Consider the following 20,768-nt stretch of genomic DNA (forward strand, 5'->3'; position numbering starts at 1 on the left):
CCCGATGATCCCCGCAAGCGGGGTTGATCGAGGCGAGTGTGTGGCGACAAGAGGCAGGGTGAGTTATCTCCATGGTTCGGGTGGTCGGGCGGCGTAATCGAGTGCAGACAGTGGTACGCGCATGACTCGCCCGGCCCGGATCCGACCATCCCGCACTCGTAGAGCGCATGTCACCACCCTGCCGCAGTTGATGGCCACCGCCGTAGAGGCGAATCCGGACGGCACCGCCATCGTCTACGCCGACGCGGCCGAGACCCTCGGCCGGTTGAGTTATGAGGAACTCGACGAGCGCTCGACCCAGTTGGCGCGGCTGCTCATCGCGCGCGGCATCGGCCCGGAAGATCTGGTGGCGGTTGGCATTCCGCGCTCGGTCGACGCGGTGATCGCGGTTTGGGCGGTGGCCAAGAGCGGCGCCGGTTTCGTGCCGGTGGATCCGCATTACCCGGCCGAGCGGGTCGCCGACATGGTCGCCGATTCCGGTGTGGTGTTCGGGTTGACCATCGCCGCGGTGCGGGACGAACTACCCGGCCGGATCGACTGGTTGGCCATCGATACCGCCGAATATGCGCGGGAGTCGGCGGAATTCCCGGTCGATCCGGTCACCTACGTGGATCGGGTGCGACCGCTGCGGGCCGAACATCCGGCATATGTCATCTACACCTCCGGTTCGACGGGCAAGCCGAAAGGCGTTGTCGTTACCCAGGCCGGTTTGGCGGGCTTCTGTGCCGAACAGCGCGAGCGCTACGGCGTGACGAGCGCTTCGCGCACTTTACATTTCGCGTCACCGTCGTTCGACGCATCGGTGCTGGAATTGCTGTTGGCGCTGGGCGGGGGCGCCACCATGGTGATTGTCGCGCCGACCGTATTCGGCGGTGACGAATTGGCGGGACTGCTGCGGCGTGAGGGTGTGACGCATGCGTTCATCACTCCGGCGGCGTTGGCGTCGATAGATCCGGCCGGGCTCGATGACCTGCGGGTGGTGGTGGCGGGTGGTGAGGCGTGTCCGCCGGAGTTGGTGCGGCGCTGGGCTTTACCGGGTGTGCGTGAGTTCTTCAATGGTTACGGTCCTACCGAGACCACGATCATGACCAATATCAGCGCGCCGCTGCTGCCGGATGAACCGGTGACGATCGGCGGGCCGGTTCGCGGCGTCACCGAATATGTGTTGGATGAGCGGCTTTCGCCGGTGCCGACGGGCGTTGTCGGCGAACTGTACGTCGCGGGTGCGCAACTGGCCAGGGGATATCACGACCGGCGGGGGCTCACCGCAGCGCGTTTCGTGGCGAATCCGTTCGATGCCAATGGTTCTCGGCTGTATCGCACCGGTGATTTGGTGCGTTGGATCGCCGGTGATGAGTTGGAGTATTTGGGCCGTAATGATTTCCAGGTGAAGATCCGTGGTTTCCGGATCGAGCTGGGGGAGATCGATGCGGTGTTGGCCGCGCACGAGACGGTGGATTTCGCGGTGACCGTCGGGCACGAGCTCGATAGTGGCAGCACCATTCTCGTCTCCTACGTGCACGCCGCCCGCGGAATGGTCGCCGACGCCGCCGAATTGGCGGCGGTGGCCGAGCGCACGCTGCCCGCGCACATGGTGCCGACGGTCATCATGGTGCTCGACGAGATCCCGCTCACCCCGGTCGGGAAGCTGGATCGGGCCGCGCTGCCGGTGCCGCGGCTGCGTACCAAGACATTTCGCGCTCCGGTCGGCCCGCTGGAGGAGTTGGTCGCCGACAGCTTCACCGAACTGCTCGGGCCGGGTGCGCCGGTCGGCGCGGACGATGACTTCTTCGAACTCGGCGGCAATTCGCTGATCGCCACCCAGGTGGCGGCCCGGCTCGGCGCCGCCGTCGGGGCGCGGGTGCCCGCCCGACTGGTCTTCGAAACGCCGACCGTCGCCAGGCTGGCCGAGCGGCTCGAACCGCTGAAGGGCACCGGCGGGCGGCTCGCGCTGGCGCCGATGGAACGGCCCGAGCGCATCCCGCTCTCACTGGCACAGCAGCGGATGTGGTTCCTCAACCAGTTCGATACCGCCTCGGCCGCCAACAACATTCCGTTCGCCGTTCGCCTGTCCGGTGCGTTGGATGTGGGCGCACTACAGGCGGCCGTCGCCGATGTGATCGAGCGGCACGAGACGCTGCGCACGGTCTACCCGGCCGTCGACGGCACCGGCTACCAGGTGATTCTGCCCGCCGCGCAGGCCGTTCCGGATATCGCGCCCAAACCCGTTGCCGAGCACGAACTTCCGGAGTGGCTGCACGGGTTGGTGCGGGCCGGCTTCGACGTCTCCGCGGAGGTGCCGCTGCGCATCGCGCTCGCCGAGCTCGGGCCTGCCGATCACGTGATCGTCGTGGTCGTGCACCACATCGCGGCCGATGGCGCGTCGGTCGCGCCGTTCGTCCGTGACCTGTTGCGCGCCTTCCTGTCCCGGCGCAACGGCGCGAAACCCGCGTGGGCGCCGCTGCCGGTGCAGTACGCGGACTATGCGCTGTGGCAGCGCGAGGCGCTCGGCGACGAAAAGGATCCGAATTCGCCCGCCGCCGCGCAGATCGGTTACTGGCGTGCGGCATTGGACGGCATTCCGGACCGGCTCGACCTGCCTGCGGACCGGCCGCGGCCTGCCGTCGCCTCCGGGCGCGGCGGGGTATTCGGTTTCGAATTCGACGCCGAGATCACCGCGCGCGTACGGATGCTCGCCCAGCGCACCGGCGCCACCGAATTCATGGTGGTGCACGGCGCTTTCGCGGCGCTGCTGGCCCGGCTGTCGGGTACCGCCGACATCACGATCGGTACGCCGGTGGCCGGTCGTGGTGAGGCCGAGCTGGACGATCTGATCGGCATGTTCGTCAATACGCTTGTGCTGCGCTCGCGCATCGACCCCGGCGCCTCGTTCGAGCAGTTGCTCGCGGAGACCAAAGCGATCGATTTGGCGGCGTTTTCGCATGCGGAGTTGCCGTTCGAGCGGTTGGTCGAGGTGTTGGATCCGGTGCGTTCGCAGGCGCATCATCCGTTGTTTCAGGTGGCGTTGTTTTTCCAGAATATGGATAAGCCGACGTTGGCGTTGCCTGGTTTGTCGGCCGAGGCTGTCGAATTCGATGGTGCGGTGGCGAAGTTCGACCTGCAGCTCACCGTGGTACCGAGTGCCGAGGACGGCTGGTCGGCTCAGTTCACCTACGCGAGCGACCTGTTCGACGAGCCGACGATCGCCGGGTTCGCCAGGCGGCTGGTGCGGCTGCTGTCGGCCGCCACGGCGGAGCCGGACCGGGTCGTCGGCGATATCGACCTGCTGACCCCGGGGGAGCGGGAACGGGTTCTGCTGTCCTGGAACGACACCGATCATCCGGTGCTTGCGGAACTACTGCTGGACGGCTATCGCCGGGCGGTCGCGGCGCATCCGCACGCGGTCGCGATCTCCTACGAGGGCGTCGAGCTGACTTATGGTGAGTTCGATGAGCGGGTGAATCGGCTTGCCCGGTTGTTGATTTCGCAGGGTGTTGGTGCGGAGTCGTTGGTGGGTCTTGCGGTTCGGCGTTCGTTGGATCTTGTTATCGGTATGTATGCGGTTGTGGCGGCTGGTGGTGCGTATGTGCCGTTAGATCCGGATCATCCGGCCGAGCGCATCGCCCACATCCTCGACACCGCCCAACCGGCCTGCGTGGTGACCACTTCCGCCGATGTACACGCGGTGGCTGGTGCGCGCGCCGTGCTGGCGATCGACACCATCGACCTGTCCGGATTCGACGGCACGCCGGTGCGCGAGAACGAACTGCTGCGTCCGGTGCGGCCCTGGCATCCGGCCTATGTGATCTTCACGTCGGGCTCGACGGGTAAGCCCAAGGGCGTCGCGGTTTCGCACGCGGCCATCAACAACCAGATCAGCTGGATGCTGGCGGAATATCCGCTCGGCAGCTCCGATGTGTACCTGCAGAAGACCGCGACGACGTTCGACGTGTCGCTGTGGGGTTACTTCATGCCGTTGCGGGTCGGTGCGAAACTCGTCGTCGCGCCGCCGGACGGTCATCGCGACCCGGTGTATGTCGCGGAAACGATTGCCGCGCAGCAGGTTACGGTTACCGATTTCGTGCCGTCGATGCTCACCGTTTTTGCCGCGCACACGCGGCCGGGTTCGATACCGTCCTTGCGGGATGTGTTCGTCATCGGCGAGGCGCTGCCGCCGGAAACCGTCACGGCGCTGCGCGCGGTATCCGATGCGGCGGTGCACAACCTGTACGGGCCGACGGAGGCCGCCGTTTCGGTGACCTATTGGCCCGTCGGCGCGGCGGACGACCGGTCGGTGCCGATTGGACTGCCGCAGTGGAATACCCAGGTGTACGTGCTGGATTCGCGGCTGCGTCCGGTACCGGCCGGGGTGCCGGGTGAGCTCTATCTGGCCGGTCACCAACTGGCGCGCGGCTATGTGCGGCGGCCCGACCTGACCTCGGATCGGTTCGTGGCCAACCCCTTCGGCTACGGCGAACGCATGTACCGCACCGGCGATCTGGTGGTCTGGCGGGAAAATATCGCGGGCGCCGGTGTGCTCGACTACCTGGGCCGCACCGATTTCCAGGTGAAGTTCCGCGGTCAGCGCATCGAACTCGGTGAGATCGAGATCGCGCTGCTGGCACAGCCTTCGGTGAGTCAGGCGGTGGCGGTGGTGGCGCCGTCTACCCTCGGCGATCAGCTCGTCGCCTACGCGGTGCCCACACCGGGCGAGCGGATCGACCCGCAGCGGCTGCTGGCAGCCGTGGCGGAAACCCTACCCGCGTATATGGTTCCGGCGGCCGTCGTGGCGCTGGACGCCTTCCCGCTCAACGCGAGCGGCAAGCTCGACCGCCGGGCGCTGCCCGCACCGGCGTTCACCGCCAAGGCATTCCGTGCGCCGTCGACACCGGTGGAGGAGATCGTCGCCGAGATTTTCGGTGACGTGCTGGGGCTGAGCCGGGTCGGCGCGGACGACGATTTCTTCGCGCTCGGCGGTAACTCACTCGTCGCCACCCGGGTGGTCGCGCGGCTGGGCGCGGCCGTCGAGGCGCGCGTTCCGGTCCGCACGCTGTTCGAATCCCCGACCGTCAGTGGGCTTGCCGCAGCGATCGAATCGCGGACGCACGGCGAACGCGGTGTGCGCCTGGGCGATATCGCCCGGCCCGAGCGCCTGCCGCTCTCGCTGGCCCAGCGGCGGATGTGGTTCCTCAACCGGTTCGATCAGGCCGAAGACGGTGCGGCGGCCGGTTCGGCCGCATACAACCTGCCGTTCGCGCTTCGGTTGACCGGTGCGCTCGATGTCGCCGCGCTGGCGGCCGCGCTCGACGACGTGGTGGCCAGGCACGAGATCCTGCGCACCGTCTACCCCGAAACCGTCGACGGCCCAATGCAAGTGGTGCTCTCCGCGGGCCAGACCGCACTTGCGGTTACCCCGCGCCGAGTTCGGGCGGACGAGGTGGCCGGTGCGGTCTACCAGTTGGCGGCCACACCGTTCGACGTTACGGTCGAGGTGCCGATCCGGGTGCGGCTGTTCGAAATCGCCGACACCGCACCGGCGGAATACGTGCTCGCGGTGGTCGTACATCACATATCCGCCGACGCGTCGTCGGTGGCTCCGCTAGTGCGTGATGTGATGGTGGCGTATGCGGCGCGGACGGCGGGTGAGGCACCGTCGTGGGCTCCGCTGCCGGTGCAGTACGCGGATTACGCGCTGTGGCAGCGTGCGGTGCTCGGCGACGAATCGGATCCGGATTCCGTTGCCGCGCAGCAGATCGCGTTCTGGCGTGAGCAGCTGGCCGAGCTGCCGGAGCTGTTGGAGCTGCCGACCGATCGGCCGCGGCCCGCGGTTGCTACGTTGGCGGGTGCGCGGGTGGATGTGTCGATCGATGCGCAAACCCACTCCGGGTTGGTGGATTTGGCTCGTGCGCATGGTGCGACGCTGTTCATGGTTGTGCACACCGCGCTCGCGGTGCTGCTGGCCCGTCTGTCCGGCACAACGGATATCGCCATCGGCACTCCGGTGGCCGGTCGTGGCGAGCGTGAACTCGACGACTTGATCGGCATGTTCGTCAATACCGTGGTGTTCCGCACCCGGTACGACGGCGGCGAATCATTCCGTGAACTGCTGGGCAGGCAGCGAGAAACCGACCTTCAGGCGTTCGCGCACGCGGATATTCCGTTCGAGCGCCTGGTCGAGGTGTTGAACCCGCGTAGGTCGACGGCGCATCATCCGCTGTTCCAGGTGGGTCTCTCGTTCCAGAATCTGGCTCGCACCGCACTGGAACTGCCAGGGCTCACCATCGCGGGAGTCGATGCGGACCTGGATGTTTCGCAGTTCGACCTGCACCTCATCGTCGCGGACGGATACGACGAGGCCGGGCGGCCGACCGGTATCGGCGGCTTCTTCACCTATGCGACAGATCTTTTCGACGCGGAGACGGTGCGTGGCTTCGCCGAGCGGCTGTCCCGCGTCCTGGCCGCAGTCGTCGCCGACGCGACAAGGCCGGTCGGCGATATCGAGCTGCTGACCGCGGGCGAACGCACCGAGGTGCTCGCGACATGGAACGCCACCGCACACGCCGTCGACGGCACCGCAACTCTGGCGACCCTGCTCGACCGGACCGTCGCGGCGCATCCCGAGTCGATCGCGCTGGTCGCCGACGCGGCCGATGGTGCGCACCCGTCGCCCGACCACCACCCCGCATCGACACTCACTTACGCGGAGCTGGACCGACGGGTGAATCGCCTGGCCCGCCACCTGATTTCGCTCGGCGTCGGCCCGGAGACGCGGGTCGCGCTCGTGCTGCGCCGGTCCGTCGACCTCGTCGTCGCGATGTACGCGGTGACCAAGGCCGGTGGCGCGTATGTTCCGGTCGATCCCGATCAGGCTCCCGAACGCACGGCATACATTCTCGCGACGGCCCGGCCCATCCGCGTGCTCACCGATACCGCCCTGAACGCCGAAGACGATTCGCGTGTCGTGCGGTTGGACCAACTCGATCTACGCACCGTCGACAGCGGCCCGATAACGGACGCGGAACGCACCCGACCGTTGACCGCCGACCATCTCGCATACCTCATCTTCACCTCCGGCTCCACCGGCAAGCCCAAGGGCGTCGCGGTGACGCATCGCGCCATCGTCAATCAATTGCTCTGGAAGACCGCGGAATTCGGCCTGGACGCCGACGATGCGGTGCTGCTCAAGACGGCCGCCACCTTCGATCTTTCGGTGTGGGAGTTCTGGTCCGGGGCGGTTTCCGGCGGCCGCACCGTCATCGCCGCGCCCGACGGGCATCGCGATCCGGCGTATCTCGCTGAGCTGATGGCGCGCGAGGCCGTCACCACCCTGCACGCGGTACCCTCGCTACTCGACGCACTGCTCGTGCATGTCACGAATCCTGATGCGTCACAGCCGGATTCGGCGCTGCGACGGGTGCTGGCCATCGGTGAGGCGCTGCCCGCGTCGCTGGCCGCGCGGTTGCGTGCGGCGCATCCCGAGGTGGAGCTGTTCAACCTGTACGGCCCGACCGAGGCGGCGGTCTCGATCACCGCGCATCGGGTGACCGATGCCGACGAGCAGTCGGTGCCGATCGGTGCGCCGGAGTGGAACGGCAGGGCATATGTGCTCGACGCGAGGCTGCGGCCGGTTCCGGTGGGCGTTTCGGGTGAGTTGTATTTGGCCGGAGCGCAATTGGCGCGCGGCTACTTCGATCGCCCCGAGCTGACCGCGGAGCGGTTCGTGGCCGACCCGTTCGACGCGGGTTCCCGCATGTATCGCACCGGAGACCTGGCCGCGTGGCAAGCCAACGGTGAGTTGGACTATCGCGGGCGCACCGATTTCCAGGTGAAGATCCGAGGTTTCCGTATCGAATTGGGTGAGATCGAGGCGGCGCTGCTATCGCGCCCCGAGATCGGCCAGGCCGCGGTGCTGGCGAAATCCGATACGCGCACCGGCGATCGGCTCGTCGCGTATGTGGTGCCGACCGGCGTCCTCGATATCAACGCCATGAAGGCGGAATTGTCGGCGGTGCTGCCGTCGTACATGGTGCCGTCGACGTTCGTGACCATGGCCGCGCTGCCGTTGAACGCGAACGGCAAGCTGGACCGAAAGGCATTGCCGGAACCGGAGTTCGAGGCCGCGGTATTCCGCGCGCCGTCGACGCCGATCGAGGAGATCGTCGCGAGCGTCTTCCGCGACGTGCTCGGCGGCGAACGGGTCGGCGCCGATGACGATTTCTTCGCACTCGGCGGGAATTCGCTGCTGGCCACCCAGGTCGCGGCCCGCATCGGGGCCGCCCTCGATACGCGGGTGCCGGTCCGCGCCCTGTTCGAGGCACCGACCGTCGCGGCCCTCGCCGTCAAGGTCGAACACACCACCGCCGACCATCGCCGCATTCCGCTCACCGCCCAGCCGCGCCCCGACGATATCCCGCTGTCCTTCGCCCAGCGCCGGATGTGGTTCCTGAACCAATTCGACACCACCGCAGCGGTTTACAACATTCCGGTGGCCATCCGCCTATCCGGCGAATTGGATACCGCGGCCCTGCGGCAGGCCGTCGCCGATCTGGTCGCCCGTCACGAAATACTGCGCACCGTCTACCCGGAAACCCCGGACGGCCCCGTGCAGCGCATCCTTGCGCCGCACGAGGTGACGATCGATCTGGCGCCGGTCCAGATCGGTGAGGAGCGGGTCGCGCACGAGGTGGGTCGCGTCGTCGCGGCGGGCTTCGACGTCACCGCCGATGTGCCCTTCCGCGCCAGGCTTTTCCAGCTCGCGGGCAGCGAATATGTGCTCGCCTTCGTCGCACACCACATCAGTGCCGACGGTTGGTCGATGGGTCCGCTCACCCGCGATGTGATGCTGGCGTACGCGGCGCGCACGGGCGGCGCGGCACCCACCTGGGCGCCGCTGCCGGTGCAGTACGCCGACTACGCGCTCTGGCAGCGCGTGGTCCTCGGCGCCGATGACGACCCGGAATCCCTTGCCGGACAACAGCTCGACTACTGGCGGCGCGAACTCGCCGAACTGCCGGACGAACTCGGCCTGCCGCTGGACCGCCCACGCCCGGTCGCGCAGAGTTTCGCGGGCGGTCGCTCGGATTTCACGGTGGACGCCGAGGTGCACGCCGCGCTGAACCGGTTGGCCCGCACCAACAATGCGACGCTGTTCATGGTGGTGCACACCGCGCTCGCGGTCTTCCTGGCCAGGATGTCCGGGTCCGAGGACATCGCGATCGGTGCGCCGATCGCGGGCCGCGGTGAGCGCGAACTCGACGAGCTGATCGGCATGTTCGTCAATACCCTGGTGTTGCGGACCGCCGTCGCACCCGGGCGCGGGTTCACCGAATTGCTCGCCGCGAACCGGGAAACCGATCTGCGCGCCTTTGCCAATGCCGACATTCCGTTCGAGCGGTTGGTGGAGGTGCTCGCGCCGGAACGCTCCACCGGCAGGCATCCGCTGTTCCAGGTCGCGCTGTCGTTCGAGAACCTCGCCGCGACCAGTTTCGAACTGCCAGGCCTGAGCTTCACCGCGCTCGGCTCCGCGCCGGACACCGCCAAGTTCGATCTGCTGCTCACCATCAGGGAGCAGCGCACCGAGACCGGTGCCGAGGCCGGTCTCGCGGCCGAATTCACCTACGCCCGCGACCTTTTCGACGAGGCGACGGTCGCCGAATTCGGCCGCCGGTTCCGGCGCCTGCTCGCCGCCGTCGCGGCCGACCCGGATATCGCGGTCGGCGATCTGGAGCTGCTCGACGATTCCGAACGCGCCGATCTGACCTCGCGCACCGGCGGTCCGGCGGTGCCGCCGCGCACCCTGCCCGAGCTGATGGCGGCCGCCGCGGTGATGAATCCGGGCGGGCCTGCGCTGATCGTCAACGGCCGCGCCTTCAGCTACGCCGAACTCGACGCCGCCTCTTCGCAATTGGCGCGCGCTCTGATCGATCGCGGTGCGGGGCCCGATGTGCTCGTCGCCATCGCGCTGCGGCGCTCGATCGAATCGGCGCTCGCGTTGTGGGCGGTCGTGAAGACCGGAGCGGCCTTCCTGCCGATCGATCCGACCTATCCGGCGGACCGCATCTCCCATATGATCACCGATTCCGGTGTGGCACTTGGCGTTACCACGGCCGCCGACATCCTCGACCTGCCCGAGCTGAGCGATGGCGGCTGGGTGGCGCTCGACGACCGGGATTTCACCGTCGAGGTGGCCACCCGCTCGGATCATCCGATCACGCTGGGCGATCGGCGCGGCCCGATCCGGCCCGCCAACGCCGCGTACGTCATCTACACCTCGGGTTCCACCGGACTGCCCAAGGGCGTTGTCGTCACCCACGCCGGACTCGCCAACTTCAGCGCCGAGCAGGTCGAGCGCTACGGCGTCGACAGCACCACACGCGCACTGGCTTTCGCCTCGCCATCGTTCGACGCGTCGGTGCTCGAACTGCTGCTCGCCCTCGGTGCGGGCGGCGCGCTGGTGCTCGCACCACCGGGCACCCTGGGCGGCGACCAACTGACCGAGCTGATCCGGCGTGATCGAGTGACGCACGCCTTCCTGACCCCCTCGGTGCTCGCCTCGCTGGAGCCGGCGGCACTGTCGGGCATGCGGGTGATCGTGGCGGGCGGCGAGGCCGTCCCCGCGGATCTGGTCGCGAAGTGGGCCGACGGCGGAGATCGCCGCTTCCACAACGGTTACGGGCCCACCGAGACCACCATCATGACGAATATCAGCGACCCGCTGCGCGCCGACGCCCCGCCGACCATCGGCGGCCCGATTCGCGGTATGCGCTCGCTGGTGCTGGACCGCAGGCTGCATCCGGTGCCGGAGGGCGTAGCGGGTGAGTTGTACGTGGGCGGAATCCAGCTGGCCCGTGGCTATCTGGAGCGGCGGGCGTTGACGGCCGCCCGTTTCGTCGCCGATCCGTACGGCCCGCCCGGGGAGCGGCTGTACCGCACCGGCGATGTGGTCCGCTGGCGCGGCGGCACGCTGGAATACCTGGGCCGCAACGATTTCCAGGTGAAGGTGCGCGGTTTCCGGATCGAGCTCGGTGAGATCGACGCCGCGCTCACCGCGCAGCGGGGCGTCGATTTCGCGGTCACCATCGGCCGCGAATCCGCCGCAGGCACAACGATGCTGGTGTCCTACGTGCGCCCGGCGAAGGGACGGTCGCTCGATACCGCGATGCTCACCGCCGAATTGCGGCGGACCCTGCCGGAATACATGGTGCCCTCGGCCATCGTCGTGCTCGACGAGATCCCGCTCACCCCGGTCGGCAAGCTGGACCGGCGGGCCTTACCGCGGCCGGAACTCGCGCCGCGCGCCTACCACGCCCCGCAGACCAAGGCCGAACAGGTCATCGCCGCGGTGATCGGCGAGGTCCTCGGGCGGGACCGGGTCGGCCTCGACGACGATTTCTTCGCACTCGGCGGCGACAGCATCGTCTCCATCCAGGTGGTGTCCCGCTGCCGTACTCGCGGCGTAACCCTCTCGCCCCGGCACATTTTCGAGCTGCGCACGGTCGGCGCGCTGGCCAAGGCGGCGACCATGGCCGGTTTGCCGGACGAGGCGGGCGAGCTGCCGCTCACCCCGACCATCGCCCGGCTGCTCGCCGCGGGCCACCGGGTCGAGGTGCGGGCCATCGCGCTCGACGTGCCGGACAACTGCCCGGCCGACGCGGTCTCCGCCATGGTCGACAATCTGCTCGAGCAGCATCCGCTGCTCTGGGTGCGGCTGGAAGACGATGCGCTGCTGCGGATTCCGCCGCTGGCCGAGCGCGACGGCGAGCACTTCGGCAGGCTGGATCCGGAGCGCGGCGAAACCGCGCTGCCCATCGACGACGTGGTGCTGGCGGCGGCCGACGCGCTGGATCCCGCGGCGGGCCGCAATATCCACTTCGTGCTCACCACCGCACCGAACGCGAAGGTATCGACCCTGGTCGTGGTCGCGAACGGCCTTGTGGTGGACGATATGTCCTGGCGCACCATCGTCGACCAGCTCACCGCGGCCTGGAACCGGGGCAGGCATGCCGCGCCCGCGGCGCCCGAATCGGGGCTCGGGGCACTGGTCCGCACCCTGCACGAGTCGGCGTCGGATCCGGCGACGCTCGCCGAAATACTGTGGTGGCAGCGCGTTCTCGGCCCGGCGCCCGTCCGCGTCGCCGCCGATCTCACGGTGCGCAACCGGGTTTCGCTCGCCATCACGGCGGAGGGCACCGAGGCCGTCGCCGCGGTGGCGGAGGCGTACCACACCACCGTCGACGATGTGCTGCTTACGGCGGTGGCACTGGCACTGCATACCGGTGCGGACGAAAAGGTCGCTCGCGCAGTGGGTTCGGTTGTCCGACTGTGCGCGGACGGGCGGGAGATCGGCCGCGCCGACGCCGACAGCATGGTCGGCGGCTTCACCACCGGCTATCCGCTGCCGCTGCGACTGGACGGTATCGATACGGCCGACGCGCTGATCGGCGGTCCGGCGGCGGGCGAGGCGCTGACGCAGGTGAAGGAGGCGCGCCGTGCCGTGCCGTCCCACGGCGTCGGCTACGGCCTGATGCGCCACCTGTATCCGGACGTGGCCTCGGTGCTGCGCACCCTGGACGAGGGCCGTCTCGCGCTTCGGTACCGCGATCTGCGCCCGGCCCGGGTGCACACCGACAGCCCGGTGGACGATCTGCTGCTCTGCCTCACCGTGGACGCCACCGACGAGGGTTTGCTCGCTCGATTCGACTATGCCGCGGAGGTATTCACCGGCGATGCGGTGAAGATCTTTGCCGAGCACTGGATCCGGGCGCTCGGTGGTTTGGCCGAACACGGGATGCGTCCGGATGTCGGCGGTTTCACGCCGTCCGATTTCCCGCTGGTCCGGTTGGCGCAGAGCGATATCGACCGGTTCGCGCGGATCTACCCGAACCTGTCCGATGCCTGGCCGCTGACCCCGCTGCAGTCCGGCATGCTGTTCCACGCGCTGCTCGCCGATACCTCGGTCGACATGTACACCACCCAGTTCGTGCTCGATCTGGGCGGCGAGGTGGACGCGCGCAGGCTGCGCGAGGCCGCCCAGGCGGTTTTGGATCGGCACGACAACCTCCGGGTCGCCTTCGCCGCGGACGCCGACGGCAATCCCGTTCAGGTGGTGCAGGATTCGATCGAGGTGCCGTGGCGGCAGATCGATCTGAACAATCTGGATCCGGCTGAGGTGGCCGCGGAGCTGGCATCGATCAAGGCCGCGGATCTGGCCGAGCACTTCGATATGTCCACCGCGCCGCTGCTGCGTTTCGCGCTCATCCGGTCCGGCATCGACGATGCGGGCGCGGCGCGGTACCACCTGCTGGTCACCAGCCATCACATCCTGATCGACGGCTGGTCCATGCCGCTGCTGATGAAGGATCTGCTCACCTGCTACGCCGTCGGCGGCAAATCCCGCCGGCTGCCGCGGGTTCCGTCCTACCGCGACTATCTGGCCTGGTTGGCCGGGCAGGATGTGGAGGCGGCGCGTGCGGCCTGGCGTCGGTCGCTGGACGGCATCACCGAGCCGACACCGCTGGCGCCGGTCGATCCCGGCCGCGAAATCGCCTCGGGCGTCGGCGAAGTGGGCTTCGCGCTGGCGCAGGCCGATACGACGGCGCTCACCCGCCTCGCCGCGGGACTCGGCGTCACTGCGAACACCGTGGTGCAGGCCGCGTGGGGCCTGCTGATCGGGCGCTGCACCGACCGCGACGACATCGTCTTCGGCGCAACGGTTTCCGGCCGCCCGCCGCAGCTGGACGGCGTGGAGAGCATGGTCGGGCTGTTCCTGAACGCCATTCCGGTGCGGGTGCGCCTCGGCGCCACCGACACCCTCGGCGGCCTGCTGCGCCAACTGCAGGCCGAGCAGGCCGCCCTGCTGGACTATCACTATCTCGGACTGAGCGATATCCAGGAAACCATCGGCGTCGACGGGCTTTTCGATTCGCTGGTGGTATTCGAATCCTTCCCGGTCGACCGCGAGGGGTTGGAAAAGGCCAGCGCCATCGACGGTATGCGGATCACCGGCGTCGGCGCGGTGAACGGCACCCACTACCCGCTGACCGTCACCGTCGTACTCGACAGCAGGCTGCACGTCTCGATCAAATACCTGCGCGAGGTGTTCGACGACGCGGCGGCACAGGCGCTGGCGCAACGGCTTTCGACGTTGATCGGTCGCTTCGTCGGCACGCCGCAGGCCAGGATCGCCGATATCGACGTGCTGCTCGACGCCGAACGCACCGCGTTGGCGGCCGCCAACGCCACCACGGTCCCCGATCTGCTCGACGATGCGACGCTGCTTTCGCTGTTCGACGCGCAGATCGCCCGCACGCCGTACGCACAGGCCGTTCGCTACGGCGATACCGTCGTCGACTACGCCGATCTCGACGCCAGATCCAGGGTGCTCGCCGCCGAGCTCATGCGCTGGGGCGTCGGCCCGGAAACGCTTGTGGCCGTTGCCATGCGCCGCGGCATCGACCTGGTGGTCACCATCTACGCGATCCTGCGGGCGGGCGCCGGGTATCTGCCGATCGATCCCGATCATCCGGCCGAGCGCAACGAATACGTGCTGCGGGCCGCCGCGCCGCTGTGCGTATTGACAACCACCGGCGACAATTTCACGACCGATACCGAGGTGCAGGTCGTCGCCGTCGACACCCTGTACCTGCCGCTGGACGTGGTTCCGGTGCTGGACAGCGGTGTCGGCCCGGACAATATCGCCTACGTGGTCTACACCTCCGGCTCCACCGGCCGCCCCAAGGGTGTCACCATCACGCACCGGCAGCTGGCCAACCAGTTCCGCTGGGCGCAGCGCACCTATCCGCACGGCGCCGGGGACGTGGTGCTGCACAAGACGCCGATCACCTTCGATATCGCCACCTGGGAACTGCTGTGGCCCTTGCAGACCGGCGCGTCGATCGTGATCGCCGCACCGGACGGCCATCGCGATCCGGACTATCTGGCCCGGGTGATCCTGGAAAACCAGGTCAGCACGGTGCATTTCGTGCCGTCCATGCTCGACGCCTTCCTGGATCGGCAGGCGGGTGCGTATCCGTCGCTGCGCCGGGTGTTCGCGGCCGGCGAGGCGCTGTCCGGTGATACCGCGGCGCGGTTCGCCGACGGCATGATCGGCACCGAGCTGATCAACTGGTACGGACCGGCGGAGGCCACCGTCGTCACCGCATGGCCCGCGAAAAACGCTGGGGCGCAGCCAGTTCCGATCGGTACCCCGGTGGCCAACGCTCAGGTGCATGTGCTGGACCGGCAGTTGCTGCCGGTGCCGCCCGGCGCGGCGGGCGAACTCTACGTCGCCGGTGTGCAATTGGCGCGCGGTTATCTCGCCGCCCCGGCCCTGACCGCGGAACGCTTCATCGCGCATACGGGCGGCGAACGGCTTTACCGGACCGGCGATATCGTTCGCTGGCACGACGGCGCGCTGGAATATCTCGGGCGCAGCGATTTCCAGGTCAAGTTGCGCGGTCAGCGCATCGAGCTCAGTGAGATCGAAGTGGTGCTCGCGGAACTGGATTCGGTGCGGCACGCAGCGGTTTCGCTGGTGCGCACGGAAACCGGCGACCGGCTGGTCGCGTACGTGGTGCCCGCGGCCGGGCATACGATCGACGAACGCGCGCTGCTGGCCCACGCCCGGGCCGCGCTGCCGTCCTATATGGTGCCCGCGACCGTCGTCGCGCTGGATGCCTTCCCGCTCAACGTGAGTGGCAAACTCGACCGCAAGGCGCTGCCCGCGCCGCGGTTGGCTGCCCGGCCCTACCGGCCGCCGACGACCGCGCTCGAGCGCACCGTCGCCGAGGTGTTCGCCGATGTGCTCGGCCGGGAACGCGCCGGACTCGACGACGACTTCTTCGAACTCGGCGGCAATTCGCTGGTGGCCACCCGCGCGGTCAGCAGGCTGCGCACCCTCACCGGCGCCGAGGTGCGGGTGCAGTGGTTCTTCACCGACGCGACGGTCGAGGCGATGTCCGAGCGCATCGCCGCGGCATTGGCCGAAACCCATGACTACGACCAGGATTCGATGGCCGCGCTCGGCGTGCTGCTGCCGATCCGCACCAGGGTGCCGCACGACACCGCGGCCGCGGAGCCGCTGTTCTGCCTGCACCCGATGTACGGATTGGCTTGGTGCTACGCGGGTTTGGCGCGCTATGTGCCCGCGGCCTTCCCGATATACGGTCTCCAGTCGCCCGCGCTGTCCGAGGACGCCTACCTGCCCGGCTCGTTGCGTGAGATGGCGCATCGCTACGTCGCGGAGATCCGCGCGGTGCAGCCGAACGGGCCGTACCGGCTGCTCGGCTGGTCGCTCGGCGGTGTGCTCGCGCACGCGGTGGCCACCGAACTGCAGGCGGCGGGCGAGGAGGTCGCGCTGCTGGCCATGCTGGACAGCCATCCGGAGATCGATGTGTCCGATTTCCGCGCCGCGGTCCGCGACGCGCTCGCCGAACTCGGCATCGGCGCGGACGCGCTGCTGCCCGGCATCGGCGACGATATCCACGACCTGACCGATGACGCCTTAGCCGCTCTGCACGCGATCATTCCCGCCGATATGGCGGTCCTCACACCCGAGCGGGTGCGCAGGATCTATCGCAGCGCGGTCCGCTCGGCCGAGCTCATCGCCGAACACCGGCCGTCGGTATTCCGCGGCACGCTGGACTACTTCAGCGCCGCGGGGCACGAGGCCGCGGCGGCCGGCTGGCAACCCTTCGTCGACGGCGTCATCGAGGACCATCCGATCGGCGCCGCGCACGACCAGATGACCTCGCCGGAGGCGCTCGAAGAGGTGGGTCCTCGGCTGTCCCGACTCCTCGATCCCGGCGTGTCATGGCTGGGGCGGCCGTGAGTGTGTCGCGGCAGTTAGGGCATGATGAAGCCCAGCTAACGCGCCGTGAAGTACAACGGCACGGTAACGATGTCCCCTTTTGAAACGACTGATTAGGCCGTAGGGTCGGGCAAGGCGTTTCGGCGCCGACCCGAACTTCCGGGGGCTTTGTCGAAATCCGAATACGAAGCGAAGGTGTGAACTTTATGCGTCGACTCATCCGGCGCCGCGGCGCACGAGCCGGGGCGATGATCGCGGCAACCGCAGTATTCGCGGGAGTCATATCCGGAATCGGCGCAGCCCCCGCGTTGGCGGCGGACCCGATCATCACTGGCAAGGCGCTGCTGGCCAACCCGACCGCGCCCGACGGTTCCAAGATCACCAAGGCGGAGTACAAGGACGACCGGAACATCCGGCTGTACGTGTACTCGGCGGCGATGGACCAGAAGGTGATCATCGACGTCCAGCGCCCGGCCGACGCCTCGGTGCCGCGGCCGTCGCTGTATCTGCTCAACGGCGCCGGCGGCGGTCAGGACGACGCCTCCTGGCAGGCCAAGACCGATGCGCTGCAGTTCCTTTCGGACAAAAACGTCAACGTGATCCAGCCGATCGGCGGCAAGTGGAGCTACTACACCGACTGGATCAAGGACGACCCGGTACTGGGCCGCAACAAGTGGAAGACCTTCTTCACCGAGGAACTGCCCCCGCTGGTCGACGGCGCGCTCGGCACCAATGGCGTGAATGCCATTGCGGGCCTTTCCACCTCGGGCACCACCGTGCTCGCGCTGCCGATCGCGAAGCCGGGCCTGTTCAAGGCGGCCGCGGCTTACTCGGGTTGCGCGCAGACCTCGGATCCGGTCGGCTCGCGGTTCGTCAAGCTGACGGTCGAGACGTGGGGCGGCGGCGACACCGACAACATGTGGGGCCCGGTCGGCTCGCCGGATTGGGCGGCCAATGACCCGTACGTGCACGCCGAGGGCCTGCGCGGGACGGATCTCTACATCTCCTCCGGCAACGGCATCCCCGGCCCGTACGACACCCTCGACAACAAGTACGCGCTGCCCGGTGCGTACGGCCTGGCGAACCAGGTGCTCATCGGCGGTGTGATCGAGGCCGGCACCAACTACTGCACCCGCAACCTGCAGAACAAGCTGAACCAGCTGGGCATCCCGGCCACCTTCAACTTCCAGCCCAGCGGCACCCACTCGTGGGGCTACTGGCGCGACGAGCTGCAGGAGTCCTGGCCGACCCTGGCCAAGGGTCTCGGCCTCTAAGCGGCGATTTTTCGAATCACCCCCGGTCGCGCATTGCGACCGGGGGTGATCTCTTTCTCAACCGCACGCCCTAACGAAAAAGTTCGGAGACCCGTAAAATCCGATTGGTGAGTACCAGTTTGGCCGACAGCGCTCGATCCGCGTCACAGCGGGCGCGGGCGGCGACGGTGCTGCTCGGGCCCGCCTTCGTCGCGGCCATCGCCTACGTCGATCCCGGCAATGTCGCATCCAATGTGAGCGCCGGTGCGCAGTACGGGTACCTGCTGGTCTGGGTGATCGTGATGGCCAACATCATGGCCGCGCAGGTGCAGTTCCTTTCGGCCAAACTCGGCCTGGTCACCGGCCGCACCCTGCCCGAGGTGGTGCGTGACCGCGCGAAAAGGCCGGTGCGGCTGGCTTATTGGGCGCAGGCCGAATTGGCCGCGATGGCAACCGATCTCGCCGAGGTGGTGGGCGGTGCCATCGCATTGAACCTGCTGTTCCACCTGCCGCTGGTGGTGGGCGGCCTGATCACCGGTGTGGTTTCGATGGGCCTGCTCGCGGTGCAGAATCGCGGCGGACAGCGGCCGTTCGAGCGGGTGATCATCGGCCTGCTCGCGGTGATATCCGTCGGATTCGTTGCCAGCCTGGTTATTTCGCCGCCCCCGATCGCCGATGCCGCGGCAGGCCTGTTGCCGCGCTTCGACGGCACCCAAAGCGTGCTGCTCGCCGCGGCCATGATCGGTGCCACCGTGATGCCGCACGCCATCTACCTGCACTCCGGACTCGCCCGCGACCGCCACGGACATCAGGAACCCGGCGTCGCGCGGGCAAAGTTGTTGCGGGTCAACAAATACGACGTCGGCATTGCGATGGTCATCGCGGGCACCGTCAACCTGGCGATGCTGCTGATGGCCGCGCACACCTTCGGCGGCCGCGACGATGTCGACACCATCGAGGCCGCGCACGCCGCCGTCCGCGACGCCCTCGGCCCAACGGCCGCACTGCTTTTGGCGGTCGGACTGCTCGCATCCGGCCTGGCCTCCACCTCCGTCGGCGCATACGCGGGCGCGATGATCATGGAGGGTCTGCTGCACCGGCAGATCCCGATCCTGCTGCGCCGCTTGGTAACCCTCGTCCCCGCCATCGCGATCCTCGCCATCGGCTTCGACCCAACCCGCGCACTCATCGTCTCCCAGGTGGTGCTCTCCTTCGGCATCCCCTTCGCACTGATCCCGCTGGTCCGGTTCACCAGCGACCGCGGCCTGATGGGGTCGGACGTAAACCACCGCGTCACAACATTTTTCGCGTGGATAGTGGCTGTCATCATTACCGGACTCAACATCCTGCTGATCTACCTGACATTGACCGGCCACTGACCGACGAAGCGCATCTCCGTTATCGAGCCGTCGACTCGGCCGGAATCCGCTCGGTCAGTTTGCGTTTGGACCACAACAGCAGTGTCGCCCCGGCGGCGATCATGCCCATCATGAGCAGCACGAGCCGATAATCGATGACGAGGATCAGGATGGCACCCACGGTGATCGAGCTGGTTTGCGGCACGGTGTGCATGAGCTCGAGCGCGGTGGAGGTCCGGCCCATCAACCGCGCGGGCACCCGGCGCTGCACGATAGTCGACATACCGACGGCGATGAGCGTGATCCCCACGCCGATCACCGCCTTGCTCGCGAGCACCACCGGCAGCGAACGGATTACGCAGCCGACGACCCCGATTCCGAATGCCGCGAAACCGGCTGCGAGCACCGACAATTCACCGTATCGAGCGATCAGGATCGCCGCGCCCAAACCGCCGAGTATTGCCCCGATACCCTGCGCGACCGAGATCACGCCCATGAACTCCGGCGGTTTTCCGAGCCCCGCGATGATCGCATAGGCGACGGATTCGATCATGCCGATGGCGCACCAGCCGACGGCGCCGCCGAATGCCACGGCTCGCAGCCCCGCATCCGTGCCGATGAACCGTGCCCCCGCGACGAATTCGGCCAGCCATTTGCCGCCGCCGCGCTCCGGGCGGGGTTCATCCAACCGGATCAGCCAAATCGCCACTGCGGCAACAATGAAGGTCATCGCATCGATCGCACCGACAACGGCCCCGCCCATCAGCGCGAACAGCCCCGCCCCGGCGAGCGGTCCGAGCAGGCGCAATCCCTCCCTCACCGTCTGCAGCATGCCGTTGGTCCGTGCCAGTTCCGCCTCCGGAATCAGCTGCTGCAGTAGGCCGTTCAGCGTGGAGCCGGCCACGACCATGGACAGGCCGTACAGCGCGGCCGATACGAAGATCAGCCAGACGTCGCCCCGGTCGTGCACGGCGAACAGCGGGGCCGCGATCAGCGTCGACAACAGGTAGGTCCAGATCAGGAAGGGCCGCCGGCGGAATCGGTCGATCACCGAACCGCCGAGGGCGGCGATGACCGCCTGTGTGGCCATCACGGCGATCACCAGTCCCGCCGCGCTGCTGGATCCGGTGAGCGACTGCACCCAGATGCCGAATACCAGCAGCATCAACGAATCACCGACCATGCTGGTAACCAGCCCGATAACCAGCAGTCGAAAGTTCCTGACGTACCTACGATCTCGCATCGCGGCCCCCCAGACCCGGCGAGATCCGCCGAGCACAACCGGTTTTCGCCGATCCTAATCGAGTTCGGCCGCACCGCGACGAGGAATCATCCGATGAAAGCGGCCGG

4 protein-coding genes are annotated in these 20,768 nt (G+C 68.0%); 3 read left to right on the forward strand and 1 reads right to left on the reverse strand.

Going from position 1 to position 20,768, the window contains the following annotated elements:
- The first annotated feature begins 121 nt into the window (after positions 1-121).
- The 3 genes from F5544_RS04770 to F5544_RS04780 all read left to right on the forward strand — a co-directional run bounded on the left by F5544_RS04770 (position 122) and on the right by F5544_RS04780 (position 19,439).
- Positions 122-16,828, forward strand: coding sequence for a non-ribosomal peptide synthase/polyketide synthase (locus F5544_RS04770; protein WP_167472043.1), 16,707 nt, complete (start codon positions 122-124; stop codon positions 16,826-16,828).
- A gap of 227 nt (positions 16,829-17,055) precedes the next feature.
- Positions 17,056-18,081 (forward strand): alpha/beta hydrolase, encoded by a 1,026-nt coding sequence (locus F5544_RS04775; RefSeq protein ID WP_167478990.1) that lies wholly within the window; start codon positions 17,056-17,058, stop codon positions 18,079-18,081.
- A 107-nt stretch (positions 18,082-18,188) separates the two neighbouring features.
- Positions 18,189-19,439 (forward strand): Nramp family divalent metal transporter, encoded by a 1,251-nt coding sequence (locus F5544_RS04780; RefSeq protein ID WP_428847118.1) that lies wholly within the window; start codon positions 18,189-18,191, stop codon positions 19,437-19,439.
- 19 nt (positions 19,440-19,458) lie between these two features.
- Here the strand turns inward: F5544_RS04780 and F5544_RS04785 are convergent, their stop codons facing one another.
- The gene (locus F5544_RS04785; RefSeq protein WP_167472044.1) at positions 19,459-20,661 is read right to left on the reverse strand and encodes an MFS transporter; all 1,203 of its coding nucleotides are present in this window, start codon (positions 20,659-20,661) and stop codon (positions 19,459-19,461) included.
- Positions 20,662-20,768: the final 107 nt, after the last annotated feature.

The sequence above is a fragment of the Nocardia arthritidis genome (genome assembly GCF_011801145.1).
Classification (GTDB): domain Bacteria; phylum Actinomycetota; class Actinomycetes; order Mycobacteriales; family Mycobacteriaceae; genus Nocardia; species Nocardia arthritidis_A.

What these genes read in the sequence shown, in the direction of transcription:
- F5544_RS04770 (WP_167472043.1), top strand. Translation starts at nt 122, where the DNA reads ATGACTCGCCCGGCCCGGATCCGACCATCCCGCACTCGTAGAGCGCAT.
- F5544_RS04775 (WP_167478990.1), top strand. Translation starts at nt 17,056, where the DNA reads ATGATCGCGGCAACCGCAGTATTCGCGGGAGTCATATCCGGAATCGGC.
- F5544_RS04785 (WP_167472044.1), bottom strand. Translation starts at nt 20,661, where the DNA reads ATGCGAGATCGTAGGTACGTCAGGAACTTTCGACTGCTGGTTATCGGG.